This window comes from Pseudoalteromonas luteoviolacea H33-S, from assembly GCF_001625695.1.
Lineage (GTDB): Bacteria > Pseudomonadota > Gammaproteobacteria > Enterobacterales > Alteromonadaceae > Pseudoalteromonas > Pseudoalteromonas luteoviolacea_B.
The window spans coordinates 13798-29698 of sequence record NZ_AUXY01000059.1; the positions used below are offsets into that span (position 1 = coordinate 13798).

The 15901-nt window shown below is 41.1% G+C and carries 12 protein-coding genes; 6 read left to right on the forward strand and 6 right to left on the reverse strand.

The window, feature by feature from the left end; all coding sequences use genetic code 11:
• The first annotated feature begins 10 nt into the window (after window positions 1-10).
• The 6 genes from N477_RS07570 (at window position 11) to N477_RS07595 (ending at window position 4323) form a co-directional block, all read left to right on the forward strand.
• On the forward strand, window positions 11-532 hold the full coding sequence (locus tag N477_RS07570; RefSeq protein WP_063363475.1) for a glycine-rich domain-containing protein: 522 nt from the start codon (window positions 11-13) through the stop codon (window positions 530-532).
• Between the two features lie 21 nt (window positions 533-553).
• The gene (locus N477_RS26585; RefSeq protein ID WP_264373376.1) at window positions 554-682 is read left to right on the forward strand and encodes a hypothetical protein; all 129 of its coding nucleotides are present in this window, start codon (window positions 554-556) and stop codon (window positions 680-682) included.
• Window positions 683-753: 71 nt separating this feature from the next.
• The gene (locus tag N477_RS07575; protein ID WP_063363476.1) at window positions 754-1503 is read left to right on the forward strand and encodes an SAM-dependent methyltransferase; all 750 of its coding nucleotides are present in this window, start codon (window positions 754-756) and stop codon (window positions 1501-1503) included.
• A 37-nt stretch (window positions 1504-1540) separates the two neighbouring features.
• Window positions 1541-2827, forward strand: a complete 1287-nt coding sequence (locus N477_RS07580) for a cytochrome P450 (RefSeq protein ID WP_063363477.1) — start codon at window positions 1541-1543, stop codon at window positions 2825-2827.
• Window positions 2828-3343: 516 nt separating this feature from the next.
• A complete protein-coding gene (gene yidD / locus N477_RS07590; protein WP_063363479.1) occupies window positions 3344-3703 on the forward strand; it encodes a membrane protein insertion efficiency factor YidD in 360 nt (119 codons plus the stop codon).
• A 248-nt stretch (window positions 3704-3951) separates the two neighbouring features.
• Complete coding sequence (locus tag N477_RS07595) at window positions 3952-4323, forward strand: hypothetical protein (RefSeq protein WP_155731843.1); 372 nt, start codon at window positions 3952-3954, stop codon at window positions 4321-4323.
• Window positions 4324-4519: 196 nt separating this feature from the next.
• Here the strand turns inward: N477_RS07595 and N477_RS07600 are convergent, their stop codons facing one another.
• From N477_RS07600 to N477_RS07625, 6 genes are all read right to left on the reverse strand, one after another.
• Complete coding sequence (locus N477_RS07600; protein ID WP_081216576.1) at window positions 4520-5341, reverse strand: substrate-binding periplasmic protein; 822 nt, start codon at window positions 5339-5341, stop codon at window positions 4520-4522.
• Window positions 5342-5347: 6 nt separating this feature from the next.
• Window positions 5348-7954 (reverse strand): TonB-dependent receptor plug domain-containing protein, encoded by a 2607-nt coding sequence (locus tag N477_RS07605; protein WP_063363481.1) that lies wholly within the window; start codon window positions 7952-7954, stop codon window positions 5348-5350.
• Between the two features lie 217 nt (window positions 7955-8171).
• Window positions 8172-10364: an immune inhibitor A domain-containing protein gene (locus N477_RS07610; protein ID WP_063363482.1), complete on the reverse strand. Its 2193-nt coding sequence runs from the start codon at window positions 10362-10364 to the stop codon at window positions 8172-8174.
• A gap of 300 nt (window positions 10365-10664) precedes the next feature.
• Window positions 10665-12824, reverse strand: coding sequence for an immune inhibitor A domain-containing protein (locus tag N477_RS07615; RefSeq protein WP_063363483.1), 2160 nt, complete (start codon window positions 12822-12824; stop codon window positions 10665-10667).
• A 279-nt stretch (window positions 12825-13103) separates the two neighbouring features.
• Window positions 13104-14588 carry a flavin monoamine oxidase family protein gene (locus N477_RS07620; protein ID WP_063363484.1) on the reverse strand — a complete coding sequence of 495 codons (1485 nt, stop codon included), beginning with the start codon at window positions 14586-14588 and terminating at the stop codon, window positions 13104-13106.
• Between the two features lie 213 nt (window positions 14589-14801).
• Entirely contained in the window at window positions 14802-15698 is an 897-nt protein-coding gene (locus tag N477_RS07625) for a cell envelope integrity protein TolA (protein ID WP_063363485.1), read from the reverse strand.
• Window positions 15699-15901 lie beyond the last annotated feature (203 nt).

A 15901-nucleotide genomic window follows, 5' to 3' on the forward strand; every position in this document is an offset into this window, starting at 1 on the left:
GCAGAGCAACATGGATAATCTACATAACTTCTCTCAATCGATCGATAGACAACAACGATACTCAAACGTGATGGCATATCAAAATGACAATGTTATTGACAAGTTTACGGAATCGTTCGATGTGTCCAGAGATGAGTCCGCTGCCATTTTCGAAGAGATGAAAAAGTTACTGTGGTTAATGCACCAAGCTTCAAATGAGTCAGGCCCCGAAATCTATGTGCATAAGGAAATTTTAATCATCGATGAAATGTGGCACACCTTTATTCTGTTTACTCGAGATTATGAGGCTTTTTGTCTTCAATTTTTTGGTGAGTTTTTACATCATAGTCCGACAACATTACGCGAAAAAGAGCAAATGAAAAGTGACTATGATAACGCCCAAACTGTATTTATAAGCGAGCGTAGGGCTGAGTTAGAGGCTCAATACTCGTACGTTTATGATGCTTTGGGCGAAAACACTTTGCTCAAGTGGTATCAGGAATATCCAGAAATCTACTCTGAGCAAAACATTAAAAACCTTAGAAAATACTAATCAACCATTTTTGGAGAGATCATGAATAAATCAAAAATCATCAATTCACTTGTAAACAAAAACCTAGAGCGTAACAAGGGCGCAAGATTCTGTGGATGTGTTATTTGTCTTGTTGATAGAAAGCCTGGTGTTGGCCCAAACAACAAATAAATTGAATGAGGCTGTGCCACATTGGTACAGCCTATTCCTGGTTGCAATGATAAATGTAAGAGGTAGAAAATTTGTCTGAATTTCTTTTTGATTACGAGCGTGCTTTTAATCCCTTAATTACAGGCCATTTAGAGAGTGCCTCTTTTGACCTTATGTTAAACCAGCAACAAGCGAAGCAAATTCAAAGCTTTCTAGCATTACAAAAGGGTATGAAAATACTCGATATTCCCTGTGGTACTGGACGTCATGCAAAGTTATTGGCTGAGCAAGGGTTTGAGATTGATGCATTAGACTACAATGCTTCGTTTATTGAACGAGCCCAACAGTTTGCAAAAGACGCCGGCCTTTCCGTCAATTTTATGCAAGGGGATATGCGAGATCTCAGGTTTAAGGAAAAGTACGACAGAATATTTAACGTTTTTAGCTCGTTTGGCTACTTTGACGATAAAACTAACTTGCAGGTGATGCAAGAAATGTCATCCGCACTTAAACCCGGCGGGCGTCTGTTGTTAAATGTCCTCAACGGTGAGTCAGCGGCAGTTAAGGAAAGTAAAAATAGTATTGCGCGTCAATTCAAAGACTTGGATACGCAATACGATCCACACAGTAAAATATTAACAACCAAACGTGCGCTAAAAATAGAGGGCGAAGAATATAGCTATGAGTTTAAGGTGCGTCTCTATAATGCCTCTGAACTAACTCACATGCTCGAAATGTGTGGCTTAGTACCTTTGGAATGGCACGGCGACTGGGCAGGCTCAGCTTTAACCAATAATTCGGCACAAATTTTTGTTGTAGCTGAAAAAAGCTTTGTTGCTTAGTACTCCAAATAACTAGATATAAGTAAAGGAGTTAGCTGTGAATCTAGTTGAACAAAATCAAAATAGTTTTGAGCAACCAGTGCATGTTGCATTGACCGACGTAAGCCAAATGAATGGCCTAAATTTGATTGATTATATTAAATCGTGCATGGCTCAGTTTGGAAACATATTCACACTGTCTATTTTTGGTGGGCCAAAAATCACATTAGTTCAGGAGTCAGATCTGTTCAGTGACGTCGTGGCAAAAAATAAGATGAATATTAACCCTGAGCTTGTAGAGGTAAGGAGTCAATTTGAAATTGACAATGTATTTTGCGATGAGCAACAAATTGCACAAATGAATCGAGACTTTGTACTCGCACTAAAAGGGCAAAAGTTAGCAATCACAAAAGCACGTTATGATGAAAGACTCAATTTTGAATGTCAGAAATTTGCTGAGCGCTATTTAAATACACAGAATTATTGTGAAGTTGAGTTGGCCGAACTGCAACTTAATACCATGATAAAGGCAAGCCTATATTCACTTTTTGGTAAACCTTTAGCGAGCGACCAAGCTATTGCTGATTATTTTAGCTTTAGTGAAAGCTTGTCACCGACCGGTGCTGATTGTAAGCAAGCTGCAAATGACGCAAGCTGCGCTAAAGAAAAGCTGCTTTTACGGTTTGAACAAGTCCTTGCTGAGGCGCAAACTCCACTTATACAATCGTTAAAGATAGGGTTGTTTAGCAGTCCAATGATCAATCAAGAGGACAAGGCAAAGGTATTGCTATATTTTTTATGGGGTTCACTGTCGAATATATTGCCTTCGATGCAATCGTTTTATCGAACACTTGTCCAGCATCCCTCCTATGCTAATGAAATTAGAACTACCCCCAGTTTTGATATATTGCCCCTTATCAAAGAAGTGCTTAGATTGCGCGGAAATAAACCCATTTATAGGTTGGTAGAATCTGATATCAAGATTCAAGGAACTGATGGAAAAAAGTTTGTCGTGCCTAAGGGACATTGGTTGGGTTTTATTTCGCAAATACACCACCAAGACGAGAAGAATTTTAGTGAGCCAAACAAATTTGACCCATCACGTTTTTGCAAGGCCTTTGGTCATACAAAAAGTAACAAGCACCCTTCGCTATTTGTATATGGTGTAGGAAACTCAAAGTGTCCTGGCAGTGCCTTCGCAAATCATATTATGGCGAGCACGGCAGTGTATTGGCTAAAACATTTTGATGCTAAATTGTGTGGCTCGCATCAAGCTGAAGCCATGCGTATGTTCGATTCAGTATTGGGGGACAAACAGTCACTTTTATTGAAAAAAAGAGCTTAGCCAACGGAATAAAGAAAAGTGTCTGTCCTATTTATTTCCCAAATCATATGATGGCGAGCACGGCAGTGTATTGGCTAAAACATTTTGATGCTAAATTGTGTGGCTTGCATCAAGCTGAAGCCATGCGTATGTTCGATTCAGTATTGGGAGACAAACAGTCACTTTTATTGAAAAAAAGAGCTTAGCCAACAGAATAAAGAAAAGTGTTTGTCCTATTTATTTTGCGCCTTGTAATTAAAGATCCAAATAGTTATTGATTTTTGGCCTCTGGACTACTAACAACATCATCGAGAAAGAGCGCAAAAAGCTTGGTTTGCGCTCCTTAGTCGATAATTATAAAACCAAAGAAAACCAAATGGGACAGGCACAAATTCTCTTAGCACTAAAAATATTTCTAGTTGGCAATGCATTAGGTTATTTGTTAAAAGAAGACTTTTTAAATACATGTGCGTGACATAGGAAGATAAATACGCAACACTCGCACTATAAGATTGTTATGTTTTAAAAGGATGTTTAGTGAAGTCTTTCGTTTTAGTACTAATTAACTTCTATCAAAATTATTTATCTCCTTATAAGGGTTTTTGTTGTGCCCATGCAGCTTTAAACAAGGGAGACTCGTGCTCTGAAGCAGTTAAAAAGATAATAATTAAATGCGGATTATGGACTAGTTACCCTTTGATAAAAGCTCGATTTAATGAGTGTAAAGCAGCATACAAACAACTATCAGATAATGACAAGAAGAAACCTAAAGATAAGAATAAAAAAGATACATGGTATGACTGTTGTGATCCTTCAGCAGCGTGTGAAGTGGGAAACTGTATACCAAAGAAAGGCTGCGACTTACCAGATTTACCATGTGATTGTTCGTTGTTTTAAAACATAAGAAGGCAATTAAAGTCGGGGCCGTAAGAACCAATTAACCAAATGTGAAATAAATGTGAAATAGGACAGGCACACACTCTATTAGCACCAAAAAATTTATAGTTGGCAATACATTACGTTATTTGTTAAAAGTACATTTATCAGATACATGAGCGTGTCACCGGCAGAAAGATGCGCGACACACGCACTATAAAATTGTTAGCTATTAAAGAGAAGTCAATATGATCGATTTTATCTGGGACATGTTTCAGCAACGACAGATCGGTGAAGTACAAGATGGACTTCGAAGTAATCTTGAAAAAGATAAATATCAAGATGGAAAAATATCTACGAACGATGCGCGGTTAAAGGAATTAGAACGCCGTCATGAACAGCTAAAGCTCGTCACTATGGCTATGTGGACATTGCTTAAAGATCATTCGGGCTTAACCGAAAGCGATTTGAAGAAATATATAGAAAAAGTGGATCTAATGGATGGAAAAGCAGACGGGCGAGTCAGCACTAAAGAAAAGAGCGATTGTAAAGGGTGCGGTAGAACAATTCTAACGACTTCGTTAGCCTGCCCATATTGTGGTGGGGATTTGCAACGAAAAAGTGCTTTTTCTAAAGTGTAAAGTAGCTAACACTATGATCAATAGCTAAGGTCTGCTTTTGACATGATGCGGTACAGTAGATTGGCAAAAGTACACATTCGCCCTAACTAAAAATTATCCAAAGTGCGTTAGGGCCACCATCTATTCCTCATAACAGACATTCAAATGATTTAATTAGCCCACTCCTCAAAACCATATTCGAGGGAGACACTCCGTATCAACAGTCACTCCCTGTACAATCCAGCGCCTGTTGCAATACCGCTTGATAAGTGCCGTCTGCTTTCATTTGCAACAAGGTTTCATCAAAGCGTTTTTTCAGCTTTTCTCCGCGTCTGGTTTTTGGAAATGCGAAATAACTTGGTATGGCGTATGCGTATTCTGTATGACGTTTAATTTCATTTTGAATATCAAGTCGGCGTAATATATCCGCCCCACCCAACTGATTGCTGATCACAATATCAACCCTACCAGCAAATAATAGTTTAAAGCTTTGCATACCTGAGTTTGCTTCCACGATTTTATGGATCTGTCCTTGTTTGATTGCTTGGTCAATTTCAAAGCCGTAACTGACATTTCTGACCAAGCCTACACTTAACTCACTCAACTCATCAATTGTGCCAGTCAGGTTTAGCTTACTATCTCGTTTACTAAAAATAGACACCGATTGATTGATCAAGACTTGCTCAGAGAACAGCATGGTTTGTTTTCGCGCTTTAGAGCTGTAAATTGTGAAGATGCCATCTGCATGGCCCGATTGGATCTCTCTAATTGCCCTACCCCATGGCATAAATCGAACTGCAATGGGCTTATCCATGCGCTCGAATATCTCATTGACCATGGCAATGCCCACGCCTTTTGGCTGATTGCCTTCTAAATATTGGTAGGGAGGATATTCTAACGTCACAAACTGCAATACGCGTGCTGCATATGCTTGCTGGCTTAACAGCAGTAATAAGCTTGCAGCGAGATAGACTGACAAGTTGCCACATTGACATTTTACTTTGAAAAAGTGCCCAGCCATCGCACGCCAACTCATCATCACAGCTTAAAACTCAACTTTTAATTTGATATACGCTCTGCGCCCTCTTGGATCGCCTGTTCTGGGGTCGTAACTGCCTGCAATATCCACAAAAGGCGGGGCTTTGTCCGTTACATTTACAACACCCACGGTAATATTTGTATTTACACCTGCTTTTATTAACTCACCCATATCGACTTCATATTGAAGATCGAGTGTATTAAACGAGTTGATTTTCTCTAAGGTGACATCATTTTCGTAACTAGCAACATGGCGAAAAAAAACATTGGCACTGTGTGCCTCAAACAGCCAGTTTATGCCAAAGCTGCCTTTAAGTTTAGGGGTCGGATTACCCACCGTATTGCGATTAAGTTTACCAAGGCCATCGCTAACCACACCGGCATTATCGGTCAAATCATATTCCAAAATATATGACCCCAAAAGCTGGGGCGTGAATCTGCCAAAAAGTGTATCCCACTGATACATGATATTAAAATCTATACCCGATGTGTCAATGGCTTCCGCATTAATGAAGCGGGTATTGACGATTGAAATTGTCCCAGCTGATGTGCGAACTACCCGCTCAGGATCGTCTGCAAAGACGTTTACTACGGCTTGATGGCTTTCCCGCGTCAGCACCTCTTCAAACGAAAAACGCCAGTAGTCTATATCCATGTCAAACTGGTTTACACTATATGTGCCCCCGATGTTCAGTGCCGTAGAGGTTTCTGGCACTAAGTCAGGGTCTCCAACGGTTCTATTCCCACCAAATGTCGTTGAGCCATCTCTGGGATCTGTAATATTGGCAAAATTCGTTTGTACTCCTTTTAACTGATGCACAGAAGGCGCGCGAAACGACGTACTATATGATCCTCTCACAGATAAATTCGAAGAGGCATGCCAAAGCATCGACACCTTGGGATCTGTGGTATCTCCGCCTAAATCGCCATAATCCTCATAGCGCAGTGCAAGGCCCAGCTCTAGCTGTTCAAAGATAGGTAACCTCAATTCTGTAAATACCGCTTTGACATCACGGTCGCCTTCAACATTCTGATTACCAATTAAAAATGCGAACCTATCTTGCTGAGTCAAGGCATCATACACAGAGCGAATAGACTCTTTTCGATATTGCATACCCAACGCCAGTGCCGCAAAACCTGCATCCATTTCAATCAATTCGTCAAATGCGATGACGCCCTCAACAACTTGCATCTCAGATTCTACATTGCCAATATAATCACCAATGATATAGCCTCGGAGTTGCTCATTAGCACTTGCTTGCGGATCGAATGGGTTAAAATACAAGCACTCTCCTGCGCCTGCTACAGTACCAAGGCCTCGCCGACAATTAATGCCGCCATACCCCAGCAATGCAGACTGGAAGTTATCCGCTATTACATCCTTAGGATTTAAAAACGCCTCATTTTTGGCATTCACGTAGGATACTTGCCAAAATTTATCCGTGCCTATGGCCCCATCAATCCCCAATGCAACACGGGTAGTTTGATGCGAATAAAAGTTGATTTCCGTGGGCTTGCCCACACCGAACGGGCGACCTCGGAAGAAGATGTCTTCTTTATAGAAATTGTTAGGGTGGCTTGCTAACACGCTGGGGGCATTTAATACAGGAAAGCTCGGGGAGACTTCTCTTGATACGTCGTTATCTGCAAATCCCGCTTCAAACCACAGCTCTGTATCATCATTCCATGCCCATTTTGTGCGCATGTATAGCTGTAATCTGTCTTCATTGGGTACCGCCGTAATTTGAGGGGCAAAATCAAACAAACAAAACGAATTGCCATTACTGCCCTCGGACACACTCCCGCCATTTTGCACACAATTGGGATCTGCAACGGTGAGGCCGTCAGGGTTGTCATCATTGGCAAGCGACGGGATCACAAAGCTTCCAGGGTTGCCAAAGCTACTAAATGCAGGTTGCACCCAATCAACCTCTGAGAGCACCAAACTGCTTCGCTCTAAATAACTCGCGGCGAACAAAACATGCCCTGAGTTACCCGTATCACTACCAAATACAAAGTCCACTTTTGTCTCGTCTTGACTGCCATCACTGATACGTTTGCGATATTCATACTGCACTTCACTGCCGTTTAAATCATCTCGGCTAATGAAGTTCACAACTCCCGCAACCGCATCTGAGCCATAAATCGCTGATGCTCCGTCTTTAAGAATCTCAACCCGTTGAATTGCCAAGGTCGGAATGAGTGACGCCGTATCAACAAAGCTAGCTCCTTGATCTGTGACAACCGCAGATACCACTTGCCGCCGACCATTCAATAACACCAAGGTAGAAGAGACGCCGAGCCCTCTCAAATTGATATTTGAAGTCCCGACGGTAAAGTTTTGCGTTAAGTTATCAGAATTATTCTGCGCGCCTGCATTAAATGGTAAGGTTTCGATGAGATCTCTGACGTCATTCGCGCCAATTGTCGAAAGTACTTTTGCATCAATACTTGCAATGGGAATAGGGCTTTCAGATTGAATTGAACGCTTTAGCCTCGTTCCTGTGACCGATATTTTTTCAATCTCTTGCGCGCCGACACACTGTGTGGGCAAATACAACAGTGACCCTGTAAACAACCAGCCCATAAGCCTTGTTGGCTTATAATGAGACATCTCACCTCCACTTCACACCAAGTAAGTGTTACCGCAACTAAATGAATACTCTAAATAAGCATAGAAGATTTTTGGTTATATTCTGGAAAAATTATGCACATACTCAATGGACAAACGCGAGACCCCTTATTGTGCAATACTGTTGGTCATAAAACAAAAAAGCCCAGCGATTGCTGGGCTTAGAACTACTCAATTAAATATAATCAATCAGATTTGCTTACCACATTTTCGAAATCTTGATATCTGCTGTTGCACCATCAGCTGATTGATCAACCACTTCAAACATTAAACCAAGCTTTGGTAATTTAGTGCCTGTCGCTGGACGGATGTAGTTTGTATAGTCATCCCAGTCTGCAAAACGTGGGTTTGCATTTGTAAACTGGTCTCTCCAAACCGTTTCAAGATAGCCACCGTTAGCAAGATCGGTGCGGGTCGTTCTACCCTCGTCACCTAACTGCGGTACTGTATTAAATGGCGCATCTTTGATCTGTCTGCGGCTGTTTAGAGGTGTAACACTGCGGTCAGTTACCCACTGGCCTGTCGCGCTATATTCAGTGACATATTCTAAGATAGGATTTCTATCAGCATCTACGATACCTAAGAAACCATGACCTGGGTGTGCAGCTGATAGGTTATCTACACTCGGTACATCGAAGTACTGAAGTGCATAAGACGGGTCAACAAACCATACAAGTAAACCTTCTTCCATGCCTGCGTCTTTTAAGCTTGCATCGAAGCCAACATGCTGACGCCATTCAAGTAAGTAATATGGCGTGTACTGGATGGTACCATCAGATAATGACGCACTGAATGCAAACTCAACTTTTTCAGGGTTGTTTGACGTAATTTCATTGATAACAACACCGTTATCCGCCACAGAAATGTTGTCTACAGCAACGTATGTTGCATCACCGCCAATTGCATAGTTTTCAATTGTGAAACTCACATCGTCGAATTGCGCTAAAAATGCAATGTCGTAGTTCACTGTAGTCCACTGCCCACTTGTACCACGCACTTTTCTGCCATCTGATGCCATTTCTAATTCTGCAGCGTTAGCTGGTGCTAATGAGCCATAAATGCCTGCGCTTGGCACGCTTACCATTACACGTAAGCCGTATGCACCATTTAGAGATGTCGTTGAGTTTAAATCAAAGCTTAACGTTGCAGCTTGCGTGTTGTGCAACGGCTGTGCAAATGAAATAGCACTATAGCTAGTTAGGTCAAATGCATTTGCGTTCAGCGGCTCATAAATTCTTTTTGTTTGCTCAGGTAGGTTAATTTTAACTAAATCGTCGTTCAAGCCTTTAACACCTGCTTGAGAAAATTTAACCGTCACACCTTGGCCTGTTAATTCTGTAGCATTAATTTCTTGAGACTGGATCCAGTTACCGCCAAACTTGTTTTGTAAAAACAGTTTTGCGTATGGGCTATAGCCTGTTGGCTTAGTACCTCTTATCACCCCACCCCAGCTACCAGACGCCATTGAAGAGTACGAAGAAACTTTTGCACCCACACCACCGTGTTTGTCTTCTGAATAAGCAATATCATACTCATCAGGCAAGCCTAGATCATGGCCCAACTCATGCGCTAATAGACCAATTGTTGCATCAATAGGCTGAATTACATAACTGCCGATACGTGCTGTTTTGCCAACCGTTTCGTTAACCACATCTGCATTTACAACGTGTCTGTGTGACCAGATATAATTATTGAATGGACTGTTTGGATCTGGGCGAAGTGCGCGAGGCTCTGACTCTTCACCAAGTGTTGAGTGAACAATACTTAAATGGTCGATTTGACCATCATTATCCAAGTCGTAATCACTTAAATTAAAGTTTTCATCGGCAAGTACGTTATATACTGCTTCTTTAATTAATGCGTGCGTATCTTCTTTATAATATGGGTGTGCAAACTCTGTTTTGTACCAACCAAACACACCACCGTCTACATCAAAAGAGCCACCACTTTGGTCAATAAAGTACTCACGCATACTTGGAAGCGTATCACCACGAGGTCCTTTATAACCATTTTTGGAGAAAATCATCTCTTCATAATGCTCTGGTGTATAGTCTTCGTAATAATGTCTGCTTGGTGTATCTTCAGGTTTAATTGAGTTATGCGGAACGTCTGAGAACTCCATCAAAATGGTAAGTACTTTACGTGTTGTAACCTCTCCATGCCACTGGCGTGTTTGTGAGGTAACATCACCATTTTGGACAACTAAAGGTGCACTAAAGTCAGCTGTTAAATTTTTATGTAAGTCAGCATTTTTCTTAAAATTTTCAACTTGAACAGGCGTGATAGATGCATTTTCAGTAGGCGTATTCACGTGGTGAGCATGCGCTTGAGCATAACCACTTAACGCACAAATCACTGCTGCAGTGAGTGAGTTCAGCATATATTTTTTCATTATTATTTTTCCAAATTATTGAGTCATTAGTGAGCCAGAGCAATAATCAATTAAAATGAATTCATTGCTCACAGTAACCAAACTCGATAATTTTCAAAAAATAACAACAAACTTAAAAATTTTAAATAAATAATCTAAAACACACCAATAAATAGACAAGCTGATACAATATAACAATAACTCAAGTGAAATAATAACTATAAATCCCCACCCTATACACCTACCTTTATATTAATTTATACGATTAAAATACCAAGTAAAGAGTTAAAGCCCACTATTTCATGGGCTCTAATATATCAATTACCAAACTTTAGAAATTCTAACTTCTGCGGTTGAGCTATCTGCTGATTGACCTAATACTTCAAAAATAAGGCCAAGTTTGGGAAGCTTCTTACCCGTTGCTGGACGAACGTAGTTGGTATAATCACCCCAATCTGCAAATCGAGGGTTTGGACTTATAAATTCATCCCGTAAAATCGTTTCTAAATAACCACCATTTGCAAGATCCATTCTTTTTACCTCTCCCACACTGCCTCGCTGAGGTAATGTATTAAATGCAGCATCTCTAATTTGCTCACCAGATCTTTGCGGTATGATACTTCTGTCAGCAACCCACTGCCCAGTACTTGTATATTCTGATTGATATTCAAATATCGGGTTTCTATCCGCATCCACAATACCGATCCAGCCCTCTCCTGGGTGCGCTGCAACTTGATTATCCGTACTAGAAATATCAAAAAAATCGGTCATATAAGATGGATCAACATACCAAACCAGCAGACCTTCTTCCATGCCCTCGGTTTTAAGACTTTCATCAAAACCGACATGCTGACGCCACTCTAATAAATAATAAGGCGTATATTGAATAGAGCCGTTCGACAGCTTGGCGTTATATCTAAAATAGACTTGTTCAGTATGATTTGAATTAACAGTCGCCGCGACTTTATCACCATCGAAAATCTCAATATTGTCCGCAGCGACATAGGTCGAATCACCCGCAATCGCTAAATTCAGCAACGAGACGTATACAGTGTCATAGTCTTTAAACGCCGATAAATCATAATGTGCTTTTGTCCACTGCTTATTGGTTGAACGAATAAAGGTATTATTCTGGCTCATCATAAAATCATCGCTGTTGGACGGTTTTATGTTTTCAGAGATGTTTGTACCCGGTACTTGGACGTGCAAGGTGAATCCATAGCTGGGATGAATCGATTGCTCACTGTTTAGATCTAAGCTCAATGAAGGCGCTTGGCTGCCATTGAGAGATACCGCAAAAATTACTTCACTGTAGCTGGTTAAATCAAACGCTTGGTCATTTACTGGTTGATATAGTTGCTTGCTTAACTGCGGTAGGTTCACCTTAACTAAATCGTTATATTTACCTTTTACCCCCGCTGAAGAAAACGGCACAACAACGCCTTGCGCGCTCAAATCTTCACTATTGATCTCTGTAGATTGTACCCAGTTCCCACCATATTTATTTTGTAAAAACAACTTCGCATAAGGGCTATAACCCGTTGGCTTTGAGCCTCTGACAACGCCTCCCCATGAACCAGAAGACATCATAGAGTAAGACGCAACCGTTTCTCCAGCTATGCCATAATCATCTTGTGTATACGTTAAGTCATATTCATCCGCTAACCCGAGGCTATGGCTAAATTCGTGTGCGTAAAGCCCCATCGGGGTGTCTATTGGTTGAATGAAATAACTGCCTATCCGCGCCGATTTACCCACACTCTCATTTTTGATCTCTTCATTTACCGTTGAGCGATGTGAGTGGATAAATTGCTTGTAAGGACTATTTGGATCAGGTCGCAAAGCCCTTGGCTCACTTTCACCACCGAGGCTTGAGTGGATAATGCTCAAGTGGTCAATTTCACCGTCATTATTCAAGTCGTAATCGCTTAGTTTGAACCTTTCATCAGCTAACACATGATGAACCGCCTCTTTCACGAGTGCACGTGTGTCTCTTTTATATACCATATGGTCAAAGCGGGATGTATACCAGCCAAACACCTCTCCACTGATATCAAATGACCCGCCACTTTGGTCTAGCACATAATCGCGTACCGTTGGTAACGTTGCAGCCATCGGGCCCGAATAGCCGTTTTGACCATAAATTAAGTTTTGATAATGATTAATACTGTAGTGTTCTAAGTAATGCTTACTCGGTAAATCATCAGGTTTCATAGAGTTATTTGGAATATCATTAAACTCCATCAATATCGTGAGCACCTTTGCTGTGGTCACATCACCATGCCACTCCCTTGTCTGCGTTTGCGCCTCTTGAAAGATTTGTGGTGTATTAAAGTTTGCTGATAAGCTTTTGTGCAACTGTGCGTCACTATTTTTCTGTTGCAACGCGATAGACTCTGCATTGACTATGGCTACTTGCGCATTTACCCCTGTTGATAATAAAACAGCAACTGCAAGCGCATTGAGTTGATATCGTCTCATAACTACCTTCCTATTATTATTTTCATGCCCTTTTACTGGCACTTTGTTGAGCTAGAGTTTCGTCTATAAAAATCAAACCAAACAAATTAGATAGAAATAACAAGGATATTATTAATGATTCAAAAGCATCCCAAAAAAATAAAAATAGCCAATAGAATCAAAATGATAAATTAGTTCATTAAGAATAAGTTAAGTGCAAAGTCAGCCACATATTTAGGGTTTGAGTATTTAATATTGGCAGTATTTGAAAGTGCCTAATAAAAGGCACTTTTTTGAAGCTTAAAGGTTTAGCTCTTTAATTTGCTGAGATACGCGCACACCACTGCGCACAGCACCTTCCATATAACCTAGATATAAAGTGTCTGTATGCTCTCCTGCAAAATAAACGCGGCCAACTGGCTGCTGAAATAGCTTCCAGTATTTGCTTATTTGACCTGGGCCATATGCAATAAAGCCACCTTGCGTCCACTCTTCAGCAACCCAGTTTTGCACTTTTGTTGCCACAAGGTACTGCTTAGAGCCTGGGTACATTACTTCGATTTCATCTAGTCTTGCATCAACAATCTGTTGATCAGTCCACTCTTTTTGCATTTGACTGTAATCGCCAGATGTATAAGTAATAAGAATACCACCGGTGCCGCCTTGGCGCTCAGTTGTCTCCCAAGTCCACCCTGTGGGTAGGCCACCAGCAACCACTGTGTCACCGCCCAAATTTTGGTCTAACCAAAAGCGCTGATTATATTGCAGGAGTACTTTGGAATGAGACCCGTAGTTGATGCTGTTTGCTGCATCTGTTAACGCTTGTGGAAGGTGCGGGGTAAACGTAATTTTATTTAACACGGGAAGCGGCACTGTAACCACCACCACATCCGCTTCATAGCTGCCACCGGTTGTAGTTTCAACCGTCACACGATCATTTTGTTCGCTAATACTCACTACCGGCTGGTTTAAGTGGATATCACCTTCAAGGTTATCCGCAAAGGCTTGCGCCATCGCCCTGCCGCCTTTTAAAAAACGATAACCTTCCACATCGTCATCAGAGACTTGCTCATAAACTTTGGCATACTGCGCTAAGTGCAATAGAGACAGATCGCTTGGCTCGTCAAATTCGCCTCTGACAAATTGCTCTGCAAGTAACTCTGCTTCTGGGTGTAATTGAAGCCCATCAATCCAACTTTGCACCGTTGTAAGATCATACTCTTTTGCCTTATCTAAAAGCGCGGGCTCATCAGGATCTGGGACTGCATCTGCAAGTAGACTTAGCTCATCATAAAAACGGTTATAATCCGCAACAATTTGCGGTGCAAAGTTATTTTCAAAATCGGTATAGCTGACCAATTGACCATCAACATAATAAGCACCGCTTTCTATTTCTCCCCAATATCCTGTGTCTGCAAGTTCCACATTGAAAAGGCTAGCATATCGATGGATTTCCTGATGTACCATAGGCCCATCAATAAACTCTCCACCAATTTCACCATGCTGCTCACCCATATCATATGTGCCTATGCGTCCACCAATCCTATCTTTAGCCTCCAATATCGTTACATCATAACCGATACTCTCTAGCTCATAGGCCGCTGTTAACCCTGATAACCCTGCACCGACCACCACAGCTTGGTTTACTATTGGCTTTGCAGCAGGCTTACTCTGTTGGACGACGACCTCATTGGTATCATTGCTTCCACATGCCGATAGCACTGTAGAAAATACCACAGTACTGACGATGATACGCAAAGAGTCCTTTCTCTCTGATAACTTCATAAACACCTCTTTCAACCTAAAAATAAAAAATATAGTTAACAAATTTATTTAGATATATTTCAACCTATTAGCCCTAAATATAACCATTTTAAACGGCGGGTGCACGCTATCATGACCCTAAGATATTAACAAGGGCAAAATCATGTTAACGCATCAGTGGGAGAGAAAAATGCTCGGTAGTGTGTCTCAGTTTAAAATATCTTGCTAAGCGCTTTATTTATTGTCGAGTAATCGAAACACAAGGACTTCTTGCATGGCGTCAATCGGTTGAAATGCAAGATCTGTTGCCATCTTGACTGCGATACGCTTTTTTTCAACTAGGGCAAAAGCACCGCTTGGCAAAGGAGTATAGCGCTCATAATACCTTTGCGGTTCATACTGCAAAGCGAGCAAACGAGAAAAATGTGAACCCGGCGCAAGATTGCGCTCTGTGCCTTGATAAAGCACAAGGTCATCCACGACACACAATAACGTATACAAGCCCTCATCCTTTTCTGGTGCAACTAAGTACTTAGTTAATTCATCAAAAGCAACGCCACTGCGCAAGGCCTGATAGAGCTCTTGAAAACTATCGATATAAGATACACATTTATGACTTTGTGCAAGCGATTGCAGCCTTTGATGTTTTTGTAGTTCAGTCTCTTCGGGCTTGGTCACTTCTTCTGTGTTTCGCCACGGGGCCAATGACTGCTTCAATTCAAGAAGCGCTTGTGCTTGACTTTTCGCTTCATCTTCTTGTTGGTGTTTTCTTTGTTCAGTAAGCTGCTGTTGATGCTGCAACAGGGCCTCTTGCGCGTGTATCTCAGCACGCTTTATATTACCGCTTTCAAACGCATTGATTTTAATATTCATCACTTCTTGCGCTTGCGCAAAAGATAACTGCTCACCATATCGATTAACAATAAAAGCATTGGCGTTAATATAGTCAGGGTTTAAAGACACTAATTCTTGGCGAAGGCTTTGATATCTGTCGTACAACACTTGCTCTTGTGCCAAGGTTCCCTCACTGCCACATTGCGGATCACCAAGCCAATGTGCCTCGCGCATGTTACCAACAGTGACATACATAGCATCCATTAAATCAATGAGTTTGTTCTGAGAATTATCCATCTTTATCTTTGATTTATTATTTATCTATTAGATTAAAACTTAAAAAAACCACCGCTGCAATAAATAAGCATCACCTCTTTAGGGTGATGAATAGACCTAGCTATATGAAAGGAAGACCCGTAAAAAAGCAAATATAATTTACAAAAAACCACACATTTGATAGAAATAAAGACGATAAAAAACAAGGGATAAATTTAAAATAA